The 14397-nt window shown below is 69.6% G+C and carries 14 protein-coding genes; all 14 read right to left on the bottom strand.

Features of this window, described 5'->3' with window-relative positions; all coding sequences use genetic code 11:
* Positions 1–55: 55 nt before the first annotated feature.
* The 14 genes from NUT86_RS28035 to rho all read right to left on the bottom strand — a co-directional run bounded on the left by NUT86_RS28035 (position 56) and on the right by rho (position 14140).
* Positions 56–871: a F0F1 ATP synthase subunit delta gene (locus NUT86_RS28035; protein WP_018087387.1), complete on the bottom strand. Its 816-nt coding sequence runs from the start codon at positions 869–871 to the stop codon at positions 56–58.
* Positions 868–1437 (bottom strand): F0F1 ATP synthase subunit B, encoded by a 570-nt coding sequence (locus NUT86_RS28030; RefSeq protein ID WP_018087388.1) that lies wholly within the window; start codon positions 1435–1437, stop codon positions 868–870. The genes NUT86_RS28035 and NUT86_RS28030 overlap by 4 nt, the downstream gene beginning before the upstream one ends.
* Before the next feature lie 34 nt (positions 1438–1471).
* The gene (gene atpE / locus NUT86_RS28025; protein WP_018087389.1) at positions 1472–1720 is read right to left on the bottom strand and encodes an ATP synthase F0 subunit C; all 249 of its coding nucleotides are present in this window, start codon (positions 1718–1720) and stop codon (positions 1472–1474) included.
* Positions 1721–1796: 76 nt separating this feature from the next.
* Positions 1797–2591 carry a F0F1 ATP synthase subunit A gene (atpB, locus tag NUT86_RS28020; RefSeq protein ID WP_018087390.1) on the bottom strand — a complete coding sequence of 265 codons (795 nt, stop codon included), beginning with the start codon at positions 2589–2591 and terminating at the stop codon, positions 1797–1799.
* 279 nt (positions 2592–2870) lie between these two features.
* Positions 2871–3308, bottom strand: a complete 438-nt coding sequence (locus NUT86_RS28015; RefSeq protein WP_159486157.1) for a hypothetical protein — start codon at positions 3306–3308, stop codon at positions 2871–2873.
* Positions 3309–3599: 291 nt separating this feature from the next.
* Positions 3600–4943: an MraY family glycosyltransferase gene (locus NUT86_RS28010; RefSeq protein WP_266450315.1), complete on the bottom strand. Its 1344-nt coding sequence runs from the start codon at positions 4941–4943 to the stop codon at positions 3600–3602.
* A gap of 99 nt (positions 4944–5042) precedes the next feature.
* Positions 5043–6428 (bottom strand): serine hydroxymethyltransferase, encoded by a 1386-nt coding sequence (locus NUT86_RS28005; RefSeq protein WP_274738169.1) that lies wholly within the window; start codon positions 6426–6428, stop codon positions 5043–5045.
* 136 nt (positions 6429–6564) lie between these two features.
* Positions 6565–7242 carry an arsenate reductase/protein-tyrosine-phosphatase family protein gene (locus tag NUT86_RS28000; RefSeq protein WP_026169243.1) on the bottom strand — a complete coding sequence of 226 codons (678 nt, stop codon included), beginning with the start codon at positions 7240–7242 and terminating at the stop codon, positions 6565–6567.
* Positions 7239–7886 (bottom strand): L-threonylcarbamoyladenylate synthase, encoded by a 648-nt coding sequence (locus tag NUT86_RS27995; RefSeq protein WP_018087395.1) that lies wholly within the window; start codon positions 7884–7886, stop codon positions 7239–7241. Before NUT86_RS27995 ends, NUT86_RS28000 begins: the two co-directional genes overlap by 4 nt.
* Positions 7887–7956: 70 nt before the next feature.
* Positions 7957–8802: a peptide chain release factor N(5)-glutamine methyltransferase gene (prmC, locus tag NUT86_RS27990; protein ID WP_018087396.1), complete on the bottom strand. Its 846-nt coding sequence runs from the start codon at positions 8800–8802 to the stop codon at positions 7957–7959.
* A gap of 112 nt (positions 8803–8914) precedes the next feature.
* Positions 8915–9994, bottom strand: a complete 1080-nt coding sequence (gene prfA, locus NUT86_RS27985) for a peptide chain release factor 1 (RefSeq protein WP_018087397.1) — start codon at positions 9992–9994, stop codon at positions 8915–8917.
* Positions 9995–10165: 171 nt separating this feature from the next.
* On the bottom strand, positions 10166–10390 hold the full coding sequence (gene rpmE, locus NUT86_RS27980) for a 50S ribosomal protein L31 (protein ID WP_018087398.1): 225 nt from the start codon (positions 10388–10390) through the stop codon (positions 10166–10168).
* A gap of 174 nt (positions 10391–10564) precedes the next feature.
* The gene (locus NUT86_RS27975) at positions 10565–11689 is read right to left on the bottom strand and encodes an LCP family protein (protein WP_109892599.1); all 1125 of its coding nucleotides are present in this window, start codon (positions 11687–11689) and stop codon (positions 10565–10567) included.
* Positions 11690–12088: 399 nt separating this feature from the next.
* Entirely contained in the window at positions 12089–14140 is a 2052-nt protein-coding gene (rho, locus tag NUT86_RS27970) for a transcription termination factor Rho (RefSeq protein ID WP_018087400.1), read from the bottom strand.
* Positions 14141–14397: the final 257 nt, after the last annotated feature.

Genomic DNA, 14397 nt, shown 5'->3' with positions numbered 1-14397 from the left:
GGCGGGTCCGGCGCCTGACCGCCGGTTGTGCAGCTCTTGAGTTGGTGTGGCTGGGTCAGCCGGCCATCCGCCGGGCCGCCTCGTCGAGGCGCTCCGCGATGGTCCCGTTGATGACCTCGTCGCCGATCCGGACCTGGACTCCGCCGAGGACCTCGGGGTCCACGTCGAGGTTCAGGTGGACCTGCCGTCCGTACAGCTGCGCCAGGGAAGCGCCCAGGCGCTGCCGCTGCCCTTCGCTGAGGGGCACCGCGGAGGTGACCACCGCGACCATCCGGTCCCGGCGGCTCGCCGCCAGCTTGGAGAGGGCGTCGAGCCCCGCTTCCAGGCTACGGCCCCGCGGCTGTGCGACAAGACGGATCACGATGCGCTCGGTGACCGGGTTGGCCCGGCCGCCCAGCAGCGCATGCAGCAGCTCCGTCTTGGCCGCTACCGTCGCGTTCCGGTCGGTCAGCGCACCGCGCAGCTCGCTGTTGGAGCCGACGATCCGGCCGAACCGGAAGAGCTCGTCCTCGACGTCGTCGAGCTGGCCGGTCCGCTGCGCGGCGACCAGGTCGGCGCTGTAGGCCAGCTCCTCGAGCGCGTCCGTCAGGTCGCGCGAACGCGACCAGCGGGCGCGGACCATGCCGGACACCAGGTCGACGGTCGGGCCGCCCACCTGGGTGCCCAGCAGTCGTCCGGCCAGTTCGGCACGCGCCTCGGCGGCCTGCGCCGGGTCGGTCAGGACCCGACGCAGCGACACCTCGCGGTCGAGCAGAGCGGTGACGGCAGCCAGCTCCTCGGCGAGCTTCGCGGCGTCGACGGAGGTGTCGTCCGTCAGCGCGTTGAACTGCTCGCGTGCGGAGGCGAGTGCCTCGCGGCTCGCTCCGTTCATCGTCCGGCCTCAGCCTTCGTCGCGTCCGACGCCGCCTTGGCCTCGACGTCGTCGAGGAAGCGGTCGATGGTCCGGCTCTGCCGGGCGTGGTCCTCGAGGGACTCCCCGACGAGCTTGCCGGCCAGGTCGACGGCGAGCTTGCCCACGTCCTGGCGCAGTGCCTGCGCGGCCTGCTTCCGGTCCGCCTCGATCTGGGCGTGACCGGCAGCGATGATCTCCTCACGCTGCCGCTGGCCCTCGGCGCGCATCTCAGCGATGAGCGTCGCGCCCTGCTCCTGCGCCTCCTGGCGCAGTCGCGCGGCCTCGTGGCGGGCGTCAGCCAGCTGTGCCCGGTAGTCCGCGAGCACCTGCTGAGCCTCGGCCTGATTCGCCTCGGCTTCCTCCATGCGGCCTTCGATGAGCTGCCGGCGCTCTTCCAGAACCTTGTTGATGTTCGGGAGGAGCTTCTTGGCCAGGATGCCGAAGACGATGAAGAAAGCGATCAGGCCGATGACCAGCTCTGGAATCGGCGGGATCAGGGGGTTCTGAGGAACCTCCGCCGCCATGTTGAAGCCCAGGGCGTTCACATCAATGCCTTCCGTCGGTGATTGCAGCAGTCCGTCAGGCCTTGAAGAGGAAGCCCATGACGATGCCGATCAGGGCGAGCGCCTCACAGAAGGCGAAACCCATGATCTGGTTGGTGCGGATCAGGCCGGCGGCCTCGGGCTGACGGGCCAGGGCCTGGGTGCCGTTACCGAAGATGATGCCGACGCCGACGCCGGGGCCGATCGCGGCGAGGCCGTAACCGATCGAACCGAGGTTGCCGGTGACGCCGGCGGCGAGGTTGACAGTCTCGAGAGCAGCGGACATGCCGTTACTTCCTTCTCTTTCACGGACCGGTGGGGGTTGGCCACCGGGCGTCTATAGGGGCGGGGAAAGCGGGGGCTCAGTGGTTCTCGGCGAGCGCGCCCTGGAGGTAGTTCGCGGTCAGGAGCACGAAGACGTACGCCTGGACGGCCTGGATGAACAGCTCGAACGCGGTCAGCAGGATGGTCATGATGAACGAGGCGCCGGCGTAGACGACGCCGATGCCGTTCAGCAGGTACCAGGTGCCGATCGTGAACATCAGCAGCAGCAGGTGGCCGGCGAACATGTTCGCGAAGAGCCGGACCGCGTGAGTGAAGGGCCGGATGATCAGGTTCGAGAGGAGCTCGATGACGATCAGCATCGGCAGGACCGCGCCGAGCGACTTGTCGTAGCCGCTGAAGTTCTTCAGCGCACCGACGAAGCCGTGCCTCTTGAAGGTCAGGGTGACCCACGTGATGTAGACGATGGCGGCCAGACCGGCCGGGAAGGCGATGACCGACGTCACCGGGAACTGGGCGACCGGAATGATCGACCAGATGTTCATGATCCAGACGAAGAAGAACAGCGAGACGATGAAGGGGACGTACTTCTCGCCCTCCTTCTTCCCGAGGGCGTCATAGACGATCCCTCGGCGCACGAAGTCATAGCCCGCTTCGCCGATCATCTGCAGCTTGCCCGGGACCACCTTGGCCTTGCCGAACGCCGCCCAGAAGAACCACACGACCACGACGGTGCTGAGCAGCGCCAGCAGCATGATCTTGTTGAACTCGAAGCCGTTGATGGTGAACAGCGGCTTGAAGACGAACGAATGAAGCCCGGGAGCAGGGAAGCCGCACCCGGAAAAGATGTGGCAGTCGGTCTCGAAGGCGAGCATCGTTTCAGCACTCACCGCGAGCTCCTTCAGCGTGGCGCATGGGTACGGCAACCTCGTTGTGTCGGCGCGGCGTTGAGCCACGGAGCGGCACTGGACTGGTCTTACGGATTAGGGGGCGGCTGGCGGGCGCTGGGCCCGGCCACATCACAGGCATCGGCCGCGGAAACCGCCCGTTCCATCGAGTGGAACTCGGGAGCTCAGCCGCCTGCGCCAACTGTGCCGCAGTTGGAACCGGACGATAGCAGGCCCGCAAGTGGGCGTTTATCTCGGCCCTACGTGTCACGTCGGCGACCCCGCCGTCTCCGCCTTCTTCATCTCGGCGGAGTCGGGTTCCACGTACAGGATCTTCGCCTTCATGTGGCCGCGGGTCTGTGCCGCGATCCACACGAGAGTGGCGCCGAGCAGGGTGAACGCAAATGCCTTGGTGTCGAAGAACGTGGTGTCCTTGAACACGATCAGGAAGACCGCCACGAACAGGATCTGCACCGTGTACAGCAGCAGCCCCATCATCTGGAACAGCTGCGGGTGGTTCTTCGCGGTCTTCTGCAGGACGACCAGGCCGGCCCCCATGACGAGCAGCACCAGCACGGTGCCGACGACGGCGCCGAGCGCTCCCGTCACGCCCGCGACCGCACCGCTCACGGCAACGGCGACAGCGCCGATGGCGAGGGTGGGCACAACGGCGTGAAGGAGTAGTCGGGCGTCATTCGACTGCATGGCGGCGCTCCGGCAAAAGATGTGGGGTGTGTGTCGTCATGGACGAGCGTAGACCCGGCCTGAGGCGGAACCTGCGGCCCAAGGACAGTCGCACTACGGCCCTTCGGCTCTGTCGCCGGGTTTCGTGAACGGTATCACAAACTATTTGATGAGGTCTTTACCTGGTTCGTGTGGACCCTGTCACACCTGAGCGTGAACGTGCGCGTTGGTGCACTGACGGGCGCCTTTATGTCTGATATGGAGTCAACCGCCCCGATTCCTGATGCACGTTCGGGCGAGCGAACCCCTGGATCAGCGGTGACTGTCCGCCTTCCGGCGACCCACGAAGCGTGAGCGGTCCCCGATCGCGGTGGCACCGTGGATGCCCGCGGGGACCGGCTCCCGCTCCTCCTCCGGCTCGACGGCGCTCTCGTCGTCCGTCGCCGGGGCCGTCGCGGCCGTCGCCGCCGCGGGGGCGACCCGGCGGTACCGCGGCGGAACCATCCACTCCGCCCAGAGCGGTGCCCGCGGTGTGAAGCGCGGCAGCAGAAGCAGCACCAGACCCACCGCGCTCAGCAGCACGATGCCCAGCACGATCCACATGCTGGCGTTGTTCGCGGAGTAGGCGACCGCGCCGAAGGCGATCAGCGCCGACCAGAAGTACATGATCAGCACGGCCCGGCTGTGCGAGTGCCCGATCTCCAGCAGCCGGTGGTGCAGATGGCCGCGGTCGGCGGCGAACGGCGACTGGCCCTTCCACGTACGGCGCACGATCGCCAGGATCAGGTCGGCGACCGGCACCGCGATGACCGTCAGCGGCAGCAGCAGCGGGATGTAGACCGGCACCATCGCGTGGGTCGCCTCACGCAGACCGCCCGCCTTCAGGTTCAGCAGGTCCGGGTCGACCTGGCCGGTCACCGAGACCGCGCCCGCGGCCATGACCAGGCCGATCAGCATCGAGCCCGAGTCGCCCATGAAGATCCGCGCCGGATGCATGTTGTGCGGCAGGAAGCCGAGGCACATGCCCATCAGAACGACCGAGAACAGCGTTGCGGGCGCGGCCGCCTCGATGCCGTAGCCGAACCACATCCGGTACGCGTACATGAAGAACGCCGCGGCCGCGATGCACACCATGCCGGAGGCGAGACCGTCCAGGCCGTCCACGAAGTTGACCGCGTTGATGGTGATCACGACGAGGGCGACGGTCAGCAGGGTGCCCTGCATCGGAGTGAGGGAGACCGTGCCGACACCGGGGATGGGGATCCAGAGAATCGTCAGGCCCTGAAGGACCATCACACCCGCGGCGATCATCTGGCCGCCGAGCTTGACCAGCGCGTCCACGCCCCACTTGTCGTCCAGGACGCCGAGGATCCAGATCAGCGCGGCGCCGGAGAGCAGCGCCCGTGGCTCGTTGGAGTTCTCGAAGACGCTCTTGAGGTTGGTCAGATGCGAGGCGACCAGAAGGCCGGCGCACAGCCCGCCGAACATCGCGATGCCGCCGAGCCGTGGCGTCGGCTCGCGGTGCACATCACGCGCGCGGATCTCCGGCATCGCCCCGGCCGCGATCGCGAACTTCCGCACCGGGCCGGTCAGCAGGTAGGTCACCGCGGCCGTGACGCACAGCGTCAGCAGGTATTCACGCACGGGCTGCCCCATTGGTATAGCTGGCCATCACAGCCCCACACCCTATGCGGGTCAGCCCCCTGGCCGTGAATACAGGAAAAGACGCCTGGCGTCAGCGGATGGTTCCCGCCGTCATCCGTGATCGGGATAAGGCGGAAAGCCGTGGACCAAAGCGACGGTCCGGGAGCGGACCGCGCCGTCCTCCTCCAGCGCCGCCACGATCAGCTCGGCGACCGACTTCATCTCGGCCTCGCCCATGCCCTGGGTGGTCACCGCGGCGGTGCCCAGGCGCAGACCGGTCCGGCAGGGCACCGGGTGCTCGGCACACGGCAGCGCGCAGGTGTCCAGCACGATACCGGCGGCGGCCAGGCGGCCCCGGGCGGTGCGGGCGTCCAGGCCGAGCGGGGCGGTATCGGCGGTGATCAGATGGGTGTCGGTACCGCCGGTGGTGATCGTCAGACCGTGTCCGGCGAGCGCCTCGGCGAGCGCGCGGGCGTTGGCGGTGACCTGATGGGCGTACGCGCCGAAGGCGGGCGTGGCGGCCTCCGCGAAGGCCACGGCCTTGGCGGCGACGGCGTTCATCTGCGCGCCCCCTTGGGTGAAGGGGAACACCGCGCGGTCGATCCGCTCGGCCAGCTTCGTGCCGCACAGGATCAGCCCGCCGCGCGGTCCGCGCAGCACCTTGTGTGTGGTTCCGCACACCACATGGGCGTACGGGACGGGGCTGGGCGCCGCTCCTCCGGCGATCAGCCCCAGGGGGTGGGCGACATCCGCGATCAGGTAGGCGCCGGTCTCGTCGGCGATGTCACGGAAGGCGGCGTAGTCGAGGTGGCGGGGGTAGGAGATCGAGCCGCAGACGATGGCCTTGGGGCGGCGGGCGCGGGCCAGGTCGCGGATCGCGTCGTAGTCGAGGAGGCCGGTCTCCTCGTCGACGCCGTAGCCGACGAAGTCGAACCAGCGGCCGGAGAAGTTGGCGGGCGATCCGTGGGTGAGGTGTCCGCCGTGCGGGAGGGACATGGCCAGGACGGTGTCTCCGGGGCGCAGCAGGGCGGCGTAGGCGGCCAGTACGGCCGAAGACCCGGAGTGGGCCTGGACGTTGGCGTGTTCGGCGCCGAAAAGGGCCTTGGCGCGCTCCACCGCGATCCGCTCGGCGAGGTCGACGATCTCGCAGCCGCCGTGGTGCCGGGCACCCGGATAGCCCTCGGCGTATTTGTTGCCCAGAGGGGACCCGAGGGCGGCGAGGACAGCAGGTGAGGTGAAGTTCTCCGCGGCGATCAGCTGCAGTCCGTCGCTCTGCCGGGCGCTCTCCCCGAGCAGTACGCCGGCGATCTCCGGGTCCTGGCGCAGCAGGGCGGCGAAGTCCGGGGCGCCGGCCGGCCGGCTGCCGGCGTCTCGGGCGGCGGCCCGCGCCCGCTCCTCGATGGTCGTCCCGGCCGGGTCGGCGCCGGGAGCCGGTCCGGTGGCCTGGGAACGGGTGTCCGGGGTCTCGCTACGGGGTGACGCGGTGGTGGCAGGCATCGCTTGCTCCGGGCCTCGTACGGGGACGTAGTCCCAATGTAGGCGCGGCAGGGCGATCGGGCGCGGTGTGCGGGCCGCACGGGGGCCCGGATGCCCCGTCCGGGGCCCGGACGCCCCGAACGGACGCGGGCCCGCCCTAGGCCCGCGCCGGGAGCCCCGTGAGTGCGGTGACGACCGGGTCGAGCGCCTGGTTGATCTCGTCGCCGATGGAGCGGAAGAAGGTGATGGGGGCGCCGTAGGGGTCGTAGACCTCGTCGGACTCCGGGTTGGGGGCCAGCAGCCAGCCGCGCAGCGCCGCGGCGGCGCCGACCAGCGCACGGGCGCGCTCGACCAGCCCGCCGTCCGGCAGGTCCGGATCGGGCTCGGGCAGCGTGGCGGGGTCTATGGCCCGCACCAGCCGGTTGAACTCCTTCAGCGTGAAGGTGCGCAGACCCGCCGAGTGGCCCATCGAGATGACCTGGGCGCGGTGGTCGCGGGTGGCGGTGAGCACCAGGTCGGCGCGGATGACGTGCTCGTCGAGCAGCTCACGGCCGAGGAAGCCGGCCGGGTCGGCGCCGTAGTCGGTGAGCACCGTGGCGGCGTGCGTCTCCATCGGGGCGCCCTCGTGGCCCCAGGTTCCGGCGCTCTCCACGAGCAGCCCGCCGCTGCGGGCCTCACCGAGCCGCAGTTCCAGGGCATGGCGGTGCAGCCGCTCGGTGATCGGCGAGCGGCAGACGTTGCCGGTGCTGACGTGGAGAATCCGAAAAGGGGAGGAATGGGGTACCGAGGTGTCGTCGCCTGGTCCCGCTATGCCACGCCCCAGGGGCGCCATCAATTGGCCACCTCGAGCTCGGGTACCACCTTGCGCAGTTCTTCCGCGCTGATCGCGCCCTCGCGCAGCAGGACCGGGGTCCTGCCGGTGACATCGACGATCGAGGACGGTACGGCGGCGGGCGTCGGGCCGCCGTCCAGGTAGACGGAGACCGAGTCACCCAGCATTTCCTGTGCGGCGTCGCAGTCCTGCGGGGACGGGTGGCCGGTGAGGTTGGCGCTGGAGACGGCCATCGGACCGAAGTCGGTGAGCAGCTCGATCGCGACCGGGTGCAGCGGCATCCGCACGGCGACCGTGCCACGGGTCTCGCCCAGGTCCCAGGTCAGCGACGGCTGGTGCTTGGCGACGAGGGTGAGCGCGCCGGGCCAGAAGGCGTCGACCAGCTCCCAGGCCTGCTCGGAGAAGTCGGTGACCAGGCCGTGCAGGGTGTTGGGGGACCCGACGAGGACCGGGGAGGGCATACCGCGGCCGCGGCCCTTGGCCTCCAGCAGGTCGCCGACGGCCTCGGCGCTGAAGGCGTCCGCGCCGATGCCGTAGACGGTGTCGGTCGGCAGCACGACCAGCTCACCGCGGCGGACGGCCGAGGCGGCCTCGCGCAGACCGGTGGTGCGGTCGGTCGCGTCGCTGCAGTCGTATCGCCGTGCCATTACGGGACCTCCTCGTGCGAAACGAATACTTCGGATGCATCGGCTGCATCAGGCGCCGAAGCGGGCCACGTCATGGCGTCGCCCGGCGCGCGGTGGCGAAACGGGGCCTGTTGTTGAGGTCCGGGTGATCGGCCGCATCGGCCCAGCCCCGCTCCTCGGTGAAGATCCACGGCACCTGCCCGCCCTGGGTGTCGGCATGCTCGATGACGACCACACCTCCGGGCCGCAGCAGGCGGTGCGCGGTCCGCTCGATGCCCCGGATGGTGTCCAGGCCGTCCTGGCCCGAGAACAGCGCGAGCTCGGGGTCGTGGTCGCGGGCCTCGGGTGCGACGTACTCCCACTCGGTCAGCGGGATGTACGGCGGGTTGGAGACGACCAGGTCGACCTGCCCGTCCAGTTCGGGAAGCGCGGTCAGCGCATTGCCGTGATGGAGAACGACGCGGGACCCCTCGACGTTCTTGCGGGCGTAGTCCAGGGCCTCTTCGGACAGCTCCACGGCGTGCACCCGCGAGCGGGGCACCTCCTGCGCCAGGGCGAGCGCGATCGCCCCGGAGCCGGTGCACAGGTCGACGATCAGCGGCTCGACGACGTCCATGGCCCGTACGGCGTCTATCGCCCAGCCGACCACCGACTCGGTCTCCGGGCGGGGGACGAACACCCCTGGCCCCACGGAGAGTTCGAGGTAGCGGAAGAACGCCCGGCCGGTGATGTGCTGGAGCGGCTCCCGGGCCTCGCGGCGGGCGACGGCCTCCCAGTAGCGGGCGTCGAAGTCCGCGTCCTTGACGTGGTGCAGCTCACCCCGTTTGACGCCGTGCACGAACGAGGCGAGTTCCTCGGCGTCGAAGCGCGGCGAGGGCACACCGGCGTCGGCCAGCCGCTGGGTGGCCTGGGCCACCTCGGCGAGCAGAAGGTTCACGGGGCCTTCCTCCTAGTGCGCTGCGTCTTCATGGTGCGGTTCGCCGTCGATCGGCCGGGGGTCCCCCGGGGGGATTGCTGTCTCCAGCCGGTGCGTACAGGGTCGTGCGGGCTTACTGGGCGGCGGCGAGCTTGGCGGCCGAGTCGGCGTCGACACACGCCTGGATGACCGGGTCGAGCTCGCCGTCGAGCACCTGGTCCAAGTTGTACGCCTTGAAACCGACCCGGTGGTCCGAGATCCGGTTTTCCGGGAAGTTGTACGTACGGATGCGCTCCGAACGGTCTACCGTGCGGACCTGGCTGCGCCGGGCGTCCGACGCCTCCCGCTCGGCCTCTTCCTGGGCGGCGGCCAGCAGCCGGGAGCGCAGGATGCGCAGCGCCTGCTCCTTGTTCTGGAGCTGGCTCTTCTCGTTCTGGCAGGAGACGACGATGCCGGTGGGCAGATGCGTGATGCGCACCGCGGAGTCGGTGGTGTTGACCGACTGGCCGCCGGGCCCGGAGGAGCGGTAGACGTCGATCCGCAGGTCGTTGGGGCCGATCTCGACCTCGACCTCCTCGGCCTCGGGCGTGACCAGCACACCGGCCGCTGAGGTGTGGATCCGGCCCTGCGACTCGGTGGCGGGCACCCGCTGGACGCGGTGCACCCCGCCTTCGTACTTCAGCCGCGCCCAGACGCCCTGTCCGGGCTCGGTGGCGCCGCCCCCGCCCTTGGTCTTCACGGCGACCTGGACGTCCTTGTAGCCGCCGAGGTCGGACTCGTTGGCCTCCAGGATCTCGGTCTTCCAGCCGGCCCGCTCGGCGTAGCGCAGATACATCCGCAGCAGGTCGCCGGCGAACAGCGCGGACTCCTCGCCGCCCTCACCGGCCTTGACCTCGAGGATGACGTCCTTGTCGTCGCTGGGGTCACGCGGGACGAGCAGCAGCCGCAGCTTCTCGGTGAGCTCCTCGCGCTGCGCGTCGAGCTCCTTGACCTCGTCGGCGAAGTCCGGGTCGTCCGCGGCGAATTCGCGCGCGGTCTCCATGTCCTCGCCGGTCTGCTTCCAGTCGCGGTACGTCGCGATGATCGGGGTCAGCTCGGCATAGCGCTTGTTGAGCCGCATGGCCTCACGCTGGTCGGCGTGGACCGCGGGGTCGGCCAGCCGCTTCTCGAGATCGGCGTGCTCGCCGATCAGTTCTTCGACCGCCTCGAACATCGTGGAGTTCCTCTGCTGGCTGCTGGGGTGACGGGTACCGGGGCGCCGGCCCGTCGGGTGCTGCGCCGCGGGCCCCGGGCCCCCCGTACGGGAGCCAAGGGCCAGGACGACAAAACGCCGGTCCGGTCACCCCTGAGCAGGGGCGACCGGAGACCGGCGCCTTGAGGGTCGCTACTTCTTGGCGGCTGCAGCGCCCTTGCCGAAGCGGGCCTCGAAGCGGGCCACGCGGCCGCCCGTGTCCATGATCTTCTGCTTGCCCGTGTAGAACGGGTGGCACTCGGAGCAGATGTCCGCGCGGACGGAACCGCTGGCGACCGTGCTACGGGTGGTGAAGGACGCGCCACAGGTGCAGCTGACCTGGGTCTCGACGTACTCCGGGTGGATGTCGCGCTTCAAGGGATTCTCCTAGGTTCGGGAGTGCACCGGGTCGTGTCGCGGGTTGCGTCACGTGAACCGGGGCCGACGGTCCAGTCTGCCAGGACTAGCCGTATCTCCCAAAACCGGGGTAGGTCCGCAAGTATTCCCCCGGCCCGTTCCGGGGCGGCCGGGCCCCGGAACCCCGCCTTCCGGCTACTTCACGTACTTGTCCGTGCCGCCCTGGTCACCGGCCGAGCCCTTGATCGCGGACTTGGGGATTTCCTTGTCCACCCGCAGCGCGTCCCAGACCTGATCGCTCTTCTTCGTCAGTGGCACCACACGGTCCGGGTTGGCCGGGTCGTACGTCACCGGCAGCGTCACCATGTCGATGTTCTCCGACCCGATGTTGCCCAGGCTCTTGGCCAGGCCGGTGAGTTCACTGACCGAGTTGAGCTCGGTGTCGGTGGTGATGGCCTTGGTGGCCGTATCGGCGATGTCGTAGAGCTTGGTGGGGTTGGTGAGCACCCCGACGTTCTTGACCTGGTTCATCAGGGCCTTGATGAACGCCTGCTGCAACTGGATGCGGCCCAGGTCGCTGCCGTCGCCGCCGGGCACGCCGTGCCGGGTCCGGACGAGGCCGAGCGACTGCTCGCCGTTGAGGGTGTGCTTGCCGGGCTGCAGATGCAGATGGCTGTGGTCGTCGTCGATCGCCTTGCTGGTGGTGATGTCGACCCCGCCCAGCGCGTCGATGAGCTTCTTGAAGCCGGTGAAGTCGACCTCGACGAAGTGGTCCATACGGACGTCGCTGATCGACTCGACGGTCTTGACCGCGCAGGCCGGCCCGCCGACCTCGAACGCCGTGTTGAACATCGCCCGCTGCGCGCCGGGGACGTCCTTGCCGTCCTTGGTGCAGTCGGGGCGCTTGATCATGGTGTCCCGGGGGACGCTGACCACGCTGGCCTTCTTGTGGCCCTTGTAGACGTGCACGATCATCGCCGTGTCGGAACGCGCGCCGCCCTCGTCCTTGCCGTACTCACCGTTCTTGCCGGCGCGGGAGTCGGACCCCATCACGAGGATGTTCATCGAGCCGTCGTCGATGTTCTTCGGGCGGTCGTGTCCGAGGGCGGCGTTGATGTCGACGCCCTTCAGATTGCCGTTGAGCTTGAAGTAGACGTAGCCGAGTCCGGCCCCACCCAGCAGTACGGCGCTGGTCAGCGTGCACAGGGTGATGGTCACTGCTCGGCGGCGCCTGGTCGGGCCCTTGCGCCGGCGGCCCGTGGCACGTATGCCGCGGGCACGGCTTTCGGCCGTCTTCGCGGTCCCGCTGCTGTCCGCCATCTGCTCCTCAGTCCTCGGTTCGCTCGGCTGCCCCTCGCCGCCGCCGTGCTGTGTGCTGCCACGGCCTTTTGCTCCATGTCAGACGGGAGGTCGACGGGAAGGGTTGCACAGCGGGTCATGAGCGCTTTCTTAGAAATCCGCGGCGGCCCGGCGGGCGGGCCCAGGACCTTCGCCTCCCCCACCTGCACTTTCGGCACCTTTTCCGGCATGGCTGGAACCGTGTGGGTTGCACGGATCTGTGCGGAAGGTCTCAAGCGCGGCAGCGGTGCGGCCCGTGGGGCGCGGCCCAGGTCACAGATCACCCTCGCGCCCGTGCCGTACGGGGCGCCCAGCACGAAGCCCCCCTCACCCGTGAGGGCGAGGGGGGCTCGGTGGACGGCGCGGCGCGCCCGGCGGGCGTCAGTCGTTGCCGTTGCCCGCGGTCGGCGTCGTCTTCTGGATCTGCAGCAGGAACTCCGCGTTGGACTTCGTCTGCTTCATCTTGTCCAGCAGCAGCTCGATGGCCTGCTGCTGGTCCAGGGCGTGCAGCACCCGGCGCAGCTTCCACACGATGGCGAGCTCGTCGCTGCCCATGAGGATCTCTTCCTTACGGGTGCTGGACGCGTCCACGTCCACCGCCGGGAAGATGCGCTTGTCCGAGAGCTTGCGGTCGAGCTTGAGCTCCAGGTTTCCGGTGCCCTTGAACTCCTCGAAGATCACCTCGTCCATCCGCGAGCCGGTCTCGACCAGCGCGGTGGCCAGGATGGTCAGCGAACCGCCGTCCTCGATGTTGCGCGCCGCACCGAAGAAGCGCTTCGGCGGGTAGAGCGCGGTCGAGTCGACACCACCGGACAGGATGCGGCCCGAGGCCGGGGCGGCGAGGTTGTACGCACGTCCCAGACGGGTGATCGAGTCCAGCAGGACGACCACGTCGTGACCGAGCTCGACGAGGCGCTTGGCGCGCTCGATGGCCAGCTCGGCGACGGTGGTGTGGTCCTCGGCCGGGCGGTCGAAGGTCGAGGAGATGACCTCGCCCTTCACCGACCGCTGCATGTCGGTGACCTCTTCCGGACGCTCGTCGACGAGGACGACCATCAGGTGGCACTCGGGGTTGTTGCGGGTGATCGAATTGGCGATCGCCTGCATGATCATGGTCTTGCCGGTCTTCGGCGGAGCCACGATCAGCCCTCGCTGGCCCTTGCCGATCGGCGTGACCAGGTCGATGATCCGGGTCGTCAGACCGCCCGACTCCCCCTCCAGGCGCAGTCGCTCCTGCGGGTAGAGGGGCGTCAGCTTCCCGAACTCCGGCCGTCCGCGGCCCTGTTCGGGCGCCACGCTGTTGACCGTGTCGAGCCGGACCAGCGCGTTGAACTTCTCGCGCCGCTCGCCGTCCTTGGGCTGGCGGACCGCGCCGGTGACGTGGTCACCCTTGCGCAGACCGTTCTTCCGGACCTGGGCGAGCGAGACGTAGACGTCGTTCGGGCCGGGCAGGTAGCCCGAGGTCCGGATGAACGCGTAGTTGTCGAGGATGTCGAGGATGCCCGCGACCGGGATCAGGACGTCGTCCTCGGACACCTGCGGCTCGTTGCCGAAGTCCTCACGGCCGCCGCGACGGCCCCGGCGGTCGCGGTAGCGGCCGCGACGGCCCCGGCGGCCGCCCTCGAAGTCGTCGTCGTCATCGGTACGGCGGTCCCGCTGGCGCTGGCCGCCCTGACCGCCCTGGCCGCCGTCGCCGGCGTCGCCGCCCTTGCGGCGGTCCCCGCGGTCACGGTCACGCTGGCGCTGGCCGCGCTCACCGCGGTCGCCACGGTCACCCTTCTGGCCGCGGTCCTGGCGGTCGCCGCGCTCCTGGCGCTCGCCTCCCTTGCCGGGCCGGCCCTCGCCGGTCTCCTGCGGGGAGGTCGCGGTGTCGGTCTTGGCGTCCGCCTTGACCTCGGTCTTCGCCTCGACCTTGGTGTCGGTCTTGAGGTCGCCCGAGGCGGCCTCGGGGCTGCCCGCGGCGGCGGTGGCGCGACGCCGGCGGCGCTCACCGGCCGGCTGCTCGTCGCTGACCGGCTGACCGGGGATGTCGATCTGCTGCTGGGCCGCGGCCTGGTCAGCGGCCTTGGCGCCCTTGTCGGACTTGGCGGCCTTGCCGGCGGCCGGCTCCGCGCTGTCGTCGCCGGTGCGGGCCTTGGAGGTCGTCCGGCGCTTGGGCTTGGTCTCGGTGTCGGCGGGCGCGTCGGCCTTGGCGGCGGAGCCTGAGCCTCCGGCCTGCTTCTCCTTGATGACCTCGATCAGCTGGCTCTTGCGCATCCGCGCGGTGCCCTTGATACCGAGGCCGGAGGCGACCTGCTGCAGCTCTGCCAGGACCATGCCGTCAAGGCCGGTGCCGGAACGGCGGCGCCGCGTAGGCGCGGCGGGAGCGTCCGTGGCGGGCGCGGTGGCACTGCCATCGGTGCGCGCGCCCATCAGATCGGTGGTGTCGCTCACGAAGGGTCCTTCCCTGGAGCGGGCGTCGGCCTGTCTGGCTCGGCGACCGGTTGTGCTGTCCGGCTGGGTCCTTGGTCTTGTGGACCGGTGCCGGGGCGGTGGTCCCGCCGGAAGTGGCGGAGAGATCAGTTCATGGCGCCGGCGTGAAGAGATGCAGAGTGGCCCATGTCGTCACGCCGATTCCGGAGCGTGCTCACTCCTGCTCAGGCCATTGCTCCAAGCAGTTTGGGAGGCTCCCGGAAGAAAGTGGTCCCTAT

This window comes from Streptomyces sp. G7(2002) (assembly GCF_028870195.1).
GTDB lineage: Bacteria > Actinomycetota > Actinomycetes > Streptomycetales > Streptomycetaceae > Streptomyces > Streptomyces nigrescens.
This window is presented reverse-complemented; position numbering and strand designations above follow the sequence as displayed.

Excerpts from the sequence above, each read along its gene's own strand:
- NUT86_RS28035 (WP_018087387.1), bottom strand. The coding sequence starts at position 871 with ATGAACGGAGCGAGCCGCGAGGCACTCGCCTCCGCACGCGAGCAGTTC.
- atpE (WP_018087389.1), bottom strand. The coding sequence starts at position 1,720 with ATGTCCGCTGCTCTCGAGACTGTCAACCTCGCCGCCGGCGTCACCGGC.
- atpB (WP_018087390.1), bottom strand. The coding sequence starts at position 2,591 with ATGCTCGCCTTCGAGACCGACTGCCACATCTTTTCCGGGTGCGGCTTC.
- NUT86_RS28015 (WP_159486157.1), bottom strand. The coding sequence starts at position 3,308 with ATGCAGTCGAATGACGCCCGACTACTCCTTCACGCCGTTGTGCCCACC.
- NUT86_RS28010 (WP_266450315.1), bottom strand. The coding sequence starts at position 4,943 with ATGGGGCAGCCCGTGCGTGAATACCTGCTGACGCTGTGCGTCACGGCC.
- NUT86_RS28005 (WP_274738169.1), bottom strand. The coding sequence starts at position 6,428 with ATGCCTGCCACCACCGCGTCACCCCGTAGCGAGACCCCGGACACCCGT.
- NUT86_RS27995 (WP_018087395.1), bottom strand. The coding sequence starts at position 7,886 with ATGGCACGGCGATACGACTGCAGCGACGCGACCGACCGCACCACCGGT.
- prfA (WP_018087397.1), bottom strand. The coding sequence starts at position 9,994 with ATGTTCGAGGCGGTCGAAGAACTGATCGGCGAGCACGCCGATCTCGAG.
- NUT86_RS27975 (WP_109892599.1), bottom strand. The coding sequence starts at position 11,689 with ATGGCGGACAGCAGCGGGACCGCGAAGACGGCCGAAAGCCGTGCCCGC.